This window comes from Chryseobacterium sp. JUb7, assembly GCF_024806495.1.
GTDB lineage: Bacteria > Bacteroidota > Bacteroidia > Flavobacteriales > Weeksellaceae > Chryseobacterium.
The window spans coordinates 182903-195754 of record NZ_JANUFF010000009.1; the positions used below are offsets into that span (position 1 = coordinate 182903).

The window sequence follows — 12852 nt, forward strand, 5'->3', positions numbered from 1 at the left end:
ATGATAAAAACAGAGTATTTTTACAATACAATTTGCGTCTTTGTGATTTTCAACATTTAATTATTCGTATCTCAAAGCAGTAATCGGATCTGCCTGGGCTGCTTTTCTCGCAGGATACCATCCGAAGAAAACTCCTGTTATGGTACAGACGGCAAATGAAATGACAATAGATATCATAGTTATATTAACGGGCCATCCTGCAAAATATTTAATGCTGAATGTGGCAATAATTCCGATAATAACTCCTAAAACTCCTCCGGTAATACTTATCAGAACAGATTCGATAAGGAACTGCATCAGAATATCTCTGTCTTTGGCTCCAATTGCCATTCTCAGTCCGATTTCTTTGGTTCTTTCCTTTACAGAAACGTACATAATATTCATAATTCCGATTCCACCTACAATTAATGAAATACTTGCGATGGCAACCAATAAAAGAGTCAGCATTTCACTGGTGGAACTGAACATGGAGATGATTTCCTGTTGAGAAGATACATTGAAATCATTATCCTGATCGTCTTTTATTTTGTGCTGTTTTTCCATCACCGTTTTAATTTCATTTACTGCTGCTTCAGAATTTTCTTCACTTAAAGATGAGGCGACAATTGACTGAAGGTAGGTTTGAGCCAGTATTCTCTTCTGAACGGCAGTGTAAGGCGCGATAATAAGATCGTCCTGATCCTGCCCAAATGTATTTTCACCTTTTTCTTTTAAAACGCCGATTATTTTAAAAGGAATATTTTTAAAACGGATCATTTTGCCGATCGGATCTTCATTGGGGAAAAGATTTTCCTGAACGGTTTTTCCGATAACGGCTACTTTGGCGAAAGATTCCACATCATCATCCGTAAACATAGAACCTTTATCAACGCCCCAGTCACGGATTTTCAGATATTCAGGTGAAGAACCGTAAATGGAGGTGGGCCAGTTTTTAGAACCTGCAATACTCTGTCCGCTTCCGTTCACCAGTGGAGAAACATCTTTGATTAATTTAACCTGAGTTTTTAAAGCGGTATAATCTGCCAGCGTCAGGGTCTGCATTGCCGAAGGGTCAGAACGGACACCACCCATCATTCCTGCACCGGGACGAATGGTAATAAGATTGGCGCCCATGCTTGAAATATTTTTCTTAATACTCTCTTTGGAACCTTCTCCAATCGCGAGCATTGCAATCACAGAAGCCACCCCGATGATAATTCCGAGCATCGTAAGCATGGCTCTGGTTTTATTAAGGATAATGGCTTTCCAGGCTATTTTTAATAAGTTTGAGAAATTCATAACTTTATTTTTTGGGTTAAAATATCCTTTGCAAATCTGTTCTATACTAATTAATAACACTCTAAAACAATTTTGATTTACAAAAAATCTCCTCTTCATGGCAAATTTACAAAGGATGAAACAGCATTTAGATCATCTTCATTTTATGGAACTAATTCATATAATTTATATTTCACTGATAAAGTATTTTTTATGTGAATTGTTTGATTTAATTGTTTGACCATCGCAGAGGCGCAAAGTTGTAAATATTACAATACTTTAAGGCGGAAGGATTTTATCGAAGATAAAATTGAATACTGTTAATCTTTGCTGAAAATGTTTTGTCACATTGAGCCTGTCGAAGTGTTCTTTCACTTTAAAAAAGTTTTGATACATAAAACTTTCTGTCTTTGTAATTGTCAACAGAAAATATCAATTTTAATAAAAATCTTTTGCAGATCTGCCCAATATTAACACTCTAAAACAATTTCGGATCATAAACTCCTCTTCATTTCAGATCTGCAAAAGACCGCTGCATTATATCCTCTTCATTGTAGCTAATTAATATAATTTGATAGACTTATCTTATTCCTGTTTTGGTAATTTTTCGAGCTCGGTTTTAGCAATGAGCCTGTTGGTTACCGGTTTGTCTTCTTTGATCAGTCCGTCACGCAGAATGACCGTTCTTTTACTGAATCTGGCGATATCTTCTTCGTGAGTGACAAATCCGATCGTTATACCTTCGTCATTCAGTTGTTGAAAAAGATTCATCACTTCATAAGATGTTCTCGTATCAAGATTCCCGGTAGCTTCATCGGCAAGTAAAATAACCGGATGATTTACCAGAGCTCTCGCAATTGCAACTCTCTGCTGCTGACCTCCTGAAAGCTGACTGGGAATGTGTCCCATTCTGCTTTCCAGGCCAACCTGCTGTAAAGCTTTTACCGCTCTTTCTCTTCGTTCTTCCGAAGAAATCGTGGAATTGTAAAGCAGCGGAAGTTCTACATTTTCAAGCGCGCTGGTTCTTGCCAGAAGATTATAAGACTGGAAAATGAATCCAATTTTGGTATTTCTGATTTCAGCAAGCTGATTTTTATTTAAATTTTTCACTAAAACACCATCCAGCTCGTAGGTTCCGGAAGTAGGCTGATCAAGACATCCTAAGGTATTCAGGAAAGTTGATTTTCCCGAACCACTGGTCCCCATGATTGTCACAAATTCACCTTCATTAATGGTTAAATCGATTCCTTTTAATGCATGAACAATCTCGTCACCCATTCGGAATTCTCGCTTCAGGTTTTCTATTTTGATAATGGGTTTCATTGTTTTCTATTTAATGTTTACAGTTCATAGTTGATTGTTTTTGTTTGACAGCTGATAATTTTGATGAAAAGATGAAATTCCATCAACTAAAAGCTATCAGCCAACAACTAAATACTAATTTCCTGAAGGTTTTGAACCTGCTTTTTTATTATTGTTACCCGGTCTTTTCGGCATGAATGGGCTGTTTCCTCCTGAGTCGGATTTTGCGACAGTTTCAGCTTGCTCATCAAGTGAAGTCACGATTTGTTCTTTTCCGTTCAATCCGCTTTTTACTTCCACATTTATTCCGTCGTTAATTCCGATGATAATCTGTTTCTGAGAAATACTTCCGTCATTATTTTTTATCCAGACGTATTTTTCTTTGCCTTTTCCGGTTTTTGTCTCCGGAATTTTCGCACTGATATTATTTTTCTGATAATATTTTTTTAGGGTTTCTGTATCTGGACTGAAACTGATGGCTGACGCAGGGATCGTATTTGTGCCTTTTAACTCCTGCGTATAAATTGTAATGGTTGCGGTAAGACCCGGTTTTAATTTCTGTTCGGAGTTATCAGCATCGATCAATACCGTGTATGTAACCACATTGGATGATGTTTTGGGATTTAAACGGATCTGTTTTACGGTTCCGTTAAATTCCATATCAGGATAAGCATCTACCGTAAAAGTCACCCGTTGTTTTTCCTGAACATTTCCTATATCTGCCTCATCTACATCTGCCTGAACCTGCATTTTCGTAATATCTTTTGCAATAGTGAAGAGGGTAGGTGTGGTCATACTTGCAGCGACCGTTTGACCTTCCTCTACTTCTTTGCTTAAAACAATACCGTCAATCGGAGCATAAATATTGGCGTAACTTAAATTGGTATTGGCCTGTACCAAAACTGTTTTTTTCTGATTAACAGACTGCTGAGCATTTTTTACCTGATAAGAAGCCTGTTCGTAATCGGCTCTGCTGATGACACCGGCTTTATACATATTATTCTGACGGGTGAAATTTTGCTGTTGAAAATTAAGCTCGTTCAAAGCAGAATTGTACTGTGCTTTAGCATCATTTACAGATTCCTGAAGATTGGTTTTTTCAATTTCGGCGAGAAGCTGTCCTTTTTTTACCTGTGCATTATAATCGACGTAGATATGTTTTATAAGACCTGAAACCTGTGTTCCCACCTGCACAGTATCGACGGGTTCTACCGTTCCGGTTGCAGTAACAGAAGTTGTTACATCCTGTTTTGTAAGTTTTACAGTCTGAATGTTGATCTGTGGTTCTTCACTCTGCGTAAAATATCGGTAAGCGAAAACAATCACAACGGCGGCCACCAAAAATAAGATTGAATTTCTGAAGGTCTTTTTATATTTTGGATTCATAATTTTGATATTTTCCTGTTAGTTTTAGTTCGTCGTTAATACTTTCCCCTGATAAAAATTCAGTAATTGGGTGTATAAAACAGCCATGTATTTCGATTGTAAATAGGTTTGTTCGTTGGTCAGATAGGTATTTCTGCTTACAGAAAGTTCCGTTGTGGTCAAACCTCCGAATTCAAACTTCTTGGTTGATAAATCATAGGAAAGTTTGGCATTATCCCGGGCTACTTTCGAAGATTTCTGCTGAGCCTGATTGGCGATAGCATTTTGCCAGGCCGTTTCAATACTGGAGTACAATGTTTTTCCGGCACTTATTTTATCCAGTTTATTTTGTTCAATATCAATTTTTGCCAGCTGAACGTTGGTATCGTTCTGTTTTTTTGAAAAAATCGGAACGTTAAGGGAAAGCCCGACAGATTTATTGAAATTATTTTTAATCTGATTGAAATATGAAAAGTCCTGAGTATTTGTAAACCCTGTATTCAGGCCTGCTGTTGCAGAAAGTGTAGGCTTGTATCCTGCTTTTGTAATCTGTAATGCTTTGTTTAATATTTCATTCTGAGCATCATAAATTTTAAGATCAGGAAGATTTTCAGTAGCCTGTGTGAAAACCTGTTGTTTATCCGGAATATTTTCTTCAATATCCGGAAGTGAGATTTTTTCAATTTCAAAATCCACACTTGGATCGAGTTCCAGTAATTGTTTTAATTTTAAAACCTGTTGATTGTAAAGATTCTCACTGCTTACAACTGTATATTGATTTTGGGCGTTCTGAGTTTCCACATCAGCAAGTTCTAATTTTGCAATCGCTCCGTTTTTATATTTTACCTGTGTCAATTTCAGTTCCTGAGCTGATGAATTGGCGGTGTATTTTGCAATTTCGATACCTTCATAATAATATAGAGACTGCAGATACGTCTGCAGAACATTCAGAACAATATTGTTTTCGGCCTGTTTTTGATACAGCGAAGATTGATCCAGGATCATTTTATTCTGTTCGATCTGCAGATTCAGTTTATTTCCCTGATAAATGGCGATGTTTCCACTTATTCCGAAACTGTTCGACAAAATATTCTGATTTACAAAACTACTTGTGATAGGGTCAATACTTGATCCATTAGTAAGTCCCATGGATGAAGACCCGTAAATTGTAGGAAGCTTATTATTTTTCTGCTGCTGATAATTCAGCTGGGCAGTGGTTTTATCGAGAACAGTTTTTTTTACGGTAATATTATTTTGTACCGCATAATCAAGACAATCCTGCAGCGTCCATACTTTTTGAGCCGGAGCCAGGATTCCGATGAAGAGCGCTATGGTGAGGTGTTTTTTCATTGTCTTTCTGATTTACAGTGACAAAATTCCTGTATCTATGAAAGAAAATCAAAACTATTAGACAAACAGCCTGATTTTATAGAAGTATTGGTTTTTTCTATCGTTACAGATTTTTATTTTTCAATTTTAAAAGATCTTTTTTAATTTTAAAATCCTTTATTTTGCAAAAAATCAGCAGTAGATTTTTAACGATAAAATTTCAGGGAAATGCAAAATTATTTAGATCTTTTACAACATATTTTAGATAACGGAACAGATAAAACCGACAGAACGGGAACGGGAACGAGAAGTGTTTTCGGATATCAGCTGAGGTATGACCTGTCAAAAGGTTTTCCTTTGGTCACTACGAAAAAAGTGCATCTGAAATCTATTATTTATGAATTGCTGTGGTTTTTAAAAGGCGATACAAATATTAAATATTTAAAAGATAATGGTGTTTCAATCTGGGATGAATGGGCAAATGAAAATGGAGATTTAGGTCCTGTTTACGGTGCACAATGGAGAAGCTGGAATGGCGCAGACGGAAAAGTTGTTGATCAAATCACTGAAGTTATTGATCAGATTAAAAAAAATCCGGATTCAAGAAGGCTTATTGTTTCAGCATGGAATGTTGCAGAAATTCCCAATATGGCTTTGGCACCATGTCATGCATTATTCCAGTTTTATGTAGCAGATGGGAAATTATCGCTTCAGCTATATCAGAGAAGTGCGGATGTTTTCCTTGGGGTTCCTTTTAATATTGCAAGTTATGCGTTATTATTAATGATGGTGGCACAGGTTTGTGATCTTGAGGTTGGAGATTATGTTCACAGTTTCGGTGATGTTCATATTTATAATAATCACTTTGAGCAGGTAAACAAACAGCTGTCCAGAGAAACAAGACCGCTTCCGACGATGAAACTGAATCCTGAAATTAAAGATATTTTCGGTTTTGATTTTGAAGATTTTACGTTAGAAAATTACGATCCGCATCCGGGAATTAAGGCGCCGGTTGCTATTTAATTTTTTAGTAATAATTTTAAAGTATATTCAGAAAATAGGGGATGATACGAGTTATTGAGATTTCAGAGGATATAAGTTTACTTTTGGAGCTCTCATACATTTAAAAAGTTGACTGGGAAAAACGACAAAGAAATTGAAAATGGAGAATATCAAGAATTGGCTGGTATCCGTTTAAATAAAATTTTTAAAAAATATAGATAAAAAGTGAAGCTTAAAACTTCACTTTTTTTGTAACATCTCCTGAAATTGCCCCACTTATTGAGAAACCTCAAGACTATGTTCAAAAAGCTACTTTTTCTTTCAGCAATAAGTATTTCCGCTATTGTTTTTTCTCAGAATTTAAAAGAAAAGTTAGGAAGTTATTTAGATTCCTTAAATGCACATCATAAATTAATGGGAAGTTTTGCAATTGCTGAAAAAGGAAATTCGACCTTTCAAAAAGTAGTGGGATTTTCAGATGTTGAAAAAAAGCAAAAAGCCAATATCAATACCCAATACCGTATCGGGTCAATAAGTAAAACTTTCACGGCAGTGTTGATAATGAAGGCTGTCGAAGATAAAAAACTTTTTTTGGAGAATAAGCTTTCAGATTTCTATCCTGAAATTCCTAATGCATCTAAAATTACAGTTGAAAATTTATTGCAGCACAGAACAGGAATTCACAATCTTACAAATGAACAGGAATACTGGACCTATTTTAATAAACCACAAACAGAAAGCAGTTTAATCAATATTATCAAAAAATATTCAAGTGATTTTGAACCGGGCTTAAAACATGAATACAGCAATTCAAACTATATTCTGCTGGGTCTTATTCTTGAAAAAGTATATAGAAAAACGTATGCAGAATTAATTAAAGATAAAATAGCGCGCCCTTTAAAATTAACACTGACTGAAGTAGGCGGAAAAATTGCGCCTGCAAAAAATCAGGCTTTTTCTTATAATTATTCTGATGGAAAATATGATCTTTCATCGGAAACCGATATGAGTGTTCCGATCGGTGCCGGAGATATTATTTCTACACCTGCAGAGCTCTTAAAATTCATTCTTGGACTAGAAAACGGAAAATTAATTAAGAAAGAAAATCTTGAAAAAATGAGAAGCTTTGTTGATGATTACGGATATGGTTTAATCAGATTTCCTTTTGATAAAAGTATTGGATATGGCCATGGAGGTAGAATTGACAGTTTCCGATCGGCATTATTCTATTTTCCGGACCTGAAAGTGGCGGCAAGCTATGTCGTTAATCAATCGGCTATAGACACCAATGAGGTTTTTGATATCATGCTTGGTGTTACAGCAGGAAAAGATTTTGAAATCCCCAGTTTTAAGACAATACAAATTTCTGAAAATGAACTTCAGAAATTTGTAGGCACTTATTCTTCTCCTGATATCCCTGTAAAAATCAATATCTTTATCCAGGATAAAAAATTGATGGCTCAGGCTACCGGACAGGGAGCATTTCCTCTGGAAGCCACTTCGGGCACAAGTTTTAAATTCGATACAGCCGGAATCGGGATAGAGTTTTTTCCGTCTAAAAATCAGTTTGTGATCAGCCAGGGAGGAACACAAAATACCTTCACTAAAGAATAATACAATGAAATATTTAAAAATCAATACCGAAGAAACTACGGATCTTGAAGCACTGAAAAATGCGGTTCTGCAAATGAAAGGCGTCGATTCTGTAGAAATTATCGATGATGAAAATCCTGAAAGTGAGTTGAAAAAAGCTTTTGTAAAAACGAAAGAACAATTCAAGAAAGGTGATTACGAAACATTAGTTAATGATATTTTTGATATATTAACAAAAAAATAATTCTAAAAAATTTTTAATAAATAAAGATGAAAAAGGCCATTTTATCGATTGCTTTATTGAGTGGGTTTTTCTTTGCTGCCAGTCTTTCTGCACAGACAGAAACTTCCGGAAGAGAAAAAGTTTACAGAGCTACTCATACCAAAGTAACGGAACTGAAACACACAAAGCTGAAAGTAAATTTTGATTATCAAAAGGAACAAATGAATGGGGAAGAGTGGTTAACGGCATCTCCTTATTTTTATCCGACCAACGAGCTGACACTGGATGCAAAAGGGATGTTGATTCATGAAGTTGCTTTAGACAGCAATGGTAAAAGGTCTCCATTGAAATACGACTATAAAGATGATGTGTTGAAGATCACGTTAGATAAAACATATCAGAAAAATCAGGATTATACCGTTTATATTAAATATACATCCCGTCCGAATGAAGTGAAACAACAGGGAAGTATGGCTATTAACGATGCAAAAGGGTTATATTTTATTAATGCCCAAGGGAAAGAAACTGGAAAACCTACTCAGATCTGGACACAGGGAGAAACCGAATCTTCTTCTGCATGGTTTCCAACCATTGATAAGCCGAATCAAAAATCAACACAGGAAATCTATATGACGGTTCCTGATAAATATGTAACGCTTTCAAACGGGATTATGAAAGATTCCCAAAAAGAAGCCAACGGATTGAGAACAGATCATTGGGTAATGGATAAGAGACATTCTACCTATCTTTTCTTTATGGGAGTGGGCGAGTATGCAATCGTGAAAGACAAGTGGAAAAATATTCCGGTAGATTATTATATCGAAAAGGAGTATGAACCTTACGCAAAACAGATTTATGGAAATACTCCTGAAATGATTGAGTTTTTCTCTAAAAAAATGGGTTACGATTATCCATGGGCAAAATATGCACAGATCTCTGGTAGAGATTACGTAAGTGGAGCTATGGAAAATACAACCGCGACTTTACACGGAAGTGATATCCTGCAAAAGCCGGGACAGTTAATTGACGAAAATAAATGGGAAGATACCATTGCCCATGAATTATTCCATCACTGGTTCGGAGATTTGGTTACGGCAGAAAGCTGGAGTAATCTTACAGTAAACGAATCTTTTGCCAACTATTCTGAATATCTGTGGAATGAATATAAATACGGAAAAGATCAGGCGGACTATCACCAAATGGAAGACGTTAACAGATATCTTCATAATCCAAGTGATTTCAGGAAAAATCTGGTAAGATTCGGATATGATTCCCGTGAAGATGTTTTTGATCTGGTGACCTATCAGAAAGGGGGCGGAATTCTTCATATGTTAAGAAATTATTTGGGCGATGATGCATTTTTCGCAGGGATGAATGATTATTTAAAAACCAATGAGTATCAAAATGCAGAAGCCCATCAGTTAAGATTATCTTTTGAAAAAGTTTCCGGAAAAGATTTAAACTGGTTTTTTAATCAGTGGTATTTTGGAAGTGGAAATCCTAAAATTACCTATTCCTCTACTTTTGAACCTGTCAAAAAACAGATTTCAATAACGATTAGTCAAAATCAGGATCAGCCATTTGAATTTCCTTTAGCCATCGATGTTTATGACAATGGAAAGCCTAAAAGATATAATGTCTGGATAAATGCGGAAGCGAAAAATACATTTAATTTTGAGGTGTCTAAAAATGCAGATCTGATAAACATCAATGCAGATGGTGTGTTACTGGCGGATATTACAGAAACAAAAACTCCGGAGCAATATTTAATGCAGTTTACGGGTTCCAAAGAATTGAAAAGCCGATATAATGCTTTAAACGGAATTAAAGATCAGATCGGGAAAAGTCCTGCAGCCATAAAATTATTATCCGCAGCGTTGAAGGATCCTTATTTCAGAGTGAGAATAAAAGCATTGGAATTAATGGATTTATCAGCTTCTGACCAATTTAAAGCATTGGGATCTGATGTGGAAAAATTAGCATCCAATGATCCTAAAACATTGGTTCAGGGTGCGGCTATTAAAGCCTTAACAAAAACAAAGGATAAAAAATATGCACCGATTTTTGAAAAAGGAATGAGTGCTGTCTCTAATGCTGTAAAAGCAAATTCAGTAGCCGGAATTATAGCAATTGATCCTTCAAGAATTAATGCTTTGGCAGATAAAATTGATCTGGAAGGTGCATCTGATGATCTGCTGGAAATATTACTGCCTGTGGTGGTAAAAAATAAGGTCACTTCACAAATGGCCAATATTGCACAGATTGCCGCCTTCTATCCGTTTATTATCCCTCAAAACCCTGAGTTGGGGAAAGCCGGTGAAGCCGGATTCAATTGGATCATGAGTTCTGATAACCTTGAAGCTACAGAAAGTATTACTAAAATGCTGAGCCGTACCAAAGGGCAGATGGGAGATAATCCACAGGTTAAAATGATGATTGTTCAGATGTTAAAAGGTGGTCTTGGTAAAAAAATGGATCTTTTAAAACAAAACCCGCAAAACGCAGGAAGTATCAACAAACAAATTGATGCCATTAATAAAACGATCGAAGATTTTAAGTAAATTTTTACTAAAATAAGGCACTGAAGATATAATAACTACTATTTATGATAGTAGTTATTTTTTTTATTAATTAGTGATTTATATTAATTTTCAATTAAATTATTCACAAAATATTGATTATTTCATTTTGTAATCATAAATTTGATGTAAACTAATACAATGAAAACAGATCTATTTTCAATTCATTTAGGGAATAGGTATTTTGTTTCTTCGGCCACAATAGGGAATGTAAGGGGAAAAGCTTTTGTCGGAACAAAATTTGCCAATTTTCCAGTTTGCTCTTTAATCAGAGGCCGAATAAAGCTGACAAATCTACTACGGATTACAGCCGATTTTTCTATTCAGAAATTACGATTTTTTATCATCAAACTACAGGTAAATAATAATTTAAAAAGAGACTATTTAAATATTAATAGTGATTTACTAGGGATAGAGAATGTTTTATTTTTAGTAATAACAGGAGGTAAATACTATTTTGAACCGATACAGAATAAATTAGAATGCATAGGTAGGGAAATAGACAAAAGAATTCAAATAATAAATTTAGAACAGGAAATATGGATTTATCCTTTTGAATAAAGGAATACAATTATTTAAAGAAAACAGATAACAAAAAAAATTAATAACCAAGAATAAGAGAAATTTAAACCTTTAATGATAGTTTACACTGGCACAATTCTTTGCGATGTGTATCTGTTCTGCAGAATAGTTTTGCTCCAAAAACTTTTGAATATTTGGTAAAAATCATATGTGATTAAACGTTTTCATTTTTTAAATTCGTAAAAAAATTAAAGAAATTATGACTTTTGGAATAGAATCAGCAAGCTATTATGTCCCTTCTTTATACTTAGAAATTAAAGATCTGGCAGAAAAAAGAGGTATTGAACCCGCAAAACTGGAAAAAGGGTTGGGGCTACATAAAATGGGATTCCCGGACGTGCATGAAGATGCGGCAACTTTTGCTGCAGAGGCTTTATTAAAGCTCATTAAAGATTATAATATAAACCCAAAAGAAATTTCAAGAATTTATCTGGGTACTGAAAGTGCTCTGGATGCTTCAAAACCGACAGCTTCTTATGCGATGCAGATGGTTGAGAAAGTACTGGAGGCTGAATATGGAGCGAGATGTTTTAAAAACTGTGATGTTGTAGATATGACTTTTGCTTGTATAGGGGCAGTGGATGCTCTTCAGAACTCTCTGGATTTTGTAAGAGCACATCCTGACAAAAAAGCAGTGGTGATTGCAAGTGATTATGCAAAATACGAGCTTGATTCTTCCGGAGAATATACGCAGGGAGGTGGTGCCGTTGCTGTTTTGGTCTCTTCAAAACCTGATCTTATTGAAATAGAAAATAACTGGGGAGTGGCTACAGAAAGTGTTTTTGATTTTTTCAAACCTAGACGTCATTTCAAAAAAGAAGATGTTAAAAATGCTCCTGAAAATTTCCCTGAGAAAATTGAGATTTTTACAGACGAACCGGTTTTTGACGGTCAGTATTCCAATCAATGCTATCAGGACAGAATCAGAGAGGCTTACAATCATTATAAAGAAATTTCAGGAAAAGATAAACCTTATGAAGCGTGGAAGTATCTTATTTTCCACCTTCCTTATGCTTTTCATGGGAAAAGAGTTTTTACAGAAATTTACAGTTTAGAAAATGGTCTTTCTTATGAAACTCCGGAAGAACAAAAGGCTGTGGCAAAATCTGAGGGCTATATTCAGTTTATTAATGATAAAATTGAAAAATCACAAAGAGCATCTTCCGAAATTGGAAATATGTATACAGCCTCTATTTTTATGGCCTTACTTTCTGCCTTACAGACTTCTTTTAACGAAAATGAAGATTTGGCAGGTCAAGAAATAGGTTTTCTGGGTTATGGAAGCGGTTCTAAATCTAAGGTTTTTGCAGGAAAAGTATCACAAAACTGGAAAAATGTTGTTTCAAAATGGGATCTGTTTGAAGGTTTAAAAAAGAGAAAACCTATAGATTTTGAAACGTATGAAAAGCTTCACAGAAAGCAAATGCAAAGCTCGGCAAATACAAATTACAAAGGTTTTGGATTAAAATCTGTAGAATTGGAGGATCCGGTTTTAAAAGGAGCCAGGTATTATGAATACCAAAACTGACTAGTCCTAAAATAGGTTTACAAGTTATCAATTACAATATTAATCCGGAAGATGTTAATTTTCCGGATTTTTTATGCATTGTTTCCGGGGTT

At 35.2% G+C, this 12852-nt stretch carries 10 protein-coding genes; 6 read left to right on the forward strand and 4 right to left on the reverse strand.

The features are described 5' to 3' along the window. Positions 1-60: 60 nt before the first annotated feature. The 4 genes from M2373_RS16430 to M2373_RS16445 form a co-directional block, all read right to left on the reverse strand. Positions 61-1278 carry an ABC transporter permease gene (locus M2373_RS16430; RefSeq protein ID WP_259112137.1) on the reverse strand — a complete coding sequence of 406 codons (1218 nt, stop codon included), beginning with the start codon at positions 1276-1278 and terminating at the stop codon, positions 61-63. A gap of 564 nt (positions 1279-1842) precedes the next feature. Then, a complete protein-coding gene (locus M2373_RS16435; RefSeq protein ID WP_310468596.1) occupies positions 1843-2580 on the reverse strand; it encodes an ABC transporter ATP-binding protein in 738 nt (245 codons plus the stop codon). 114 nt (positions 2581-2694) lie between these two features. Next, positions 2695-3945, reverse strand: a complete 1251-nt coding sequence (locus tag M2373_RS16440) for an efflux RND transporter periplasmic adaptor subunit (protein ID WP_259112138.1) — start codon at positions 3943-3945, stop codon at positions 2695-2697. Between the two features lie 24 nt (positions 3946-3969). After that, a complete protein-coding gene (locus M2373_RS16445; protein WP_259112139.1) occupies positions 3970-5274 on the reverse strand; it encodes a TolC family protein in 1305 nt (434 codons plus the stop codon). A 207-nt stretch (positions 5275-5481) separates the two neighbouring features. Between M2373_RS16445 and M2373_RS16450 the strand changes: the two genes are divergently transcribed. The 6 genes from M2373_RS16450 (at position 5482) to M2373_RS16475 (ending at position 12760) form a co-directional block, all read left to right on the forward strand. Next, on the forward strand, positions 5482-6276 hold the full coding sequence (locus M2373_RS16450; protein WP_259112141.1) for a thymidylate synthase: 795 nt from the start codon (positions 5482-5484) through the stop codon (positions 6274-6276). Positions 6277-6552: 276 nt separating this feature from the next. Further along, positions 6553-7869: a serine hydrolase gene (locus M2373_RS16455; RefSeq protein WP_259112142.1), complete on the forward strand. Its 1317-nt coding sequence runs from the start codon at positions 6553-6555 to the stop codon at positions 7867-7869. Positions 7870-7873: 4 nt separating this feature from the next. Further along, the gene (locus tag M2373_RS16460; protein WP_259112143.1) at positions 7874-8092 is read left to right on the forward strand and encodes a hypothetical protein; all 219 of its coding nucleotides are present in this window, start codon (positions 7874-7876) and stop codon (positions 8090-8092) included. Positions 8093-8118: 26 nt separating this feature from the next. Further along, positions 8119-10632: a M1 family metallopeptidase gene (locus M2373_RS16465; RefSeq protein WP_259112144.1), complete on the forward strand. Its 2514-nt coding sequence runs from the start codon at positions 8119-8121 to the stop codon at positions 10630-10632. Positions 10633-10791: 159 nt separating this feature from the next. Beyond that, a complete protein-coding gene (locus tag M2373_RS16470) occupies positions 10792-11211 on the forward strand; it encodes a hypothetical protein (RefSeq protein ID WP_259112145.1) in 420 nt (139 codons plus the stop codon). Between the two features lie 220 nt (positions 11212-11431). Beyond that, positions 11432-12760, forward strand: a complete 1329-nt coding sequence (locus M2373_RS16475) for a hydroxymethylglutaryl-CoA synthase family protein (RefSeq protein WP_259112146.1) — start codon at positions 11432-11434, stop codon at positions 12758-12760. Positions 12761-12852 lie beyond the last annotated feature (92 nt).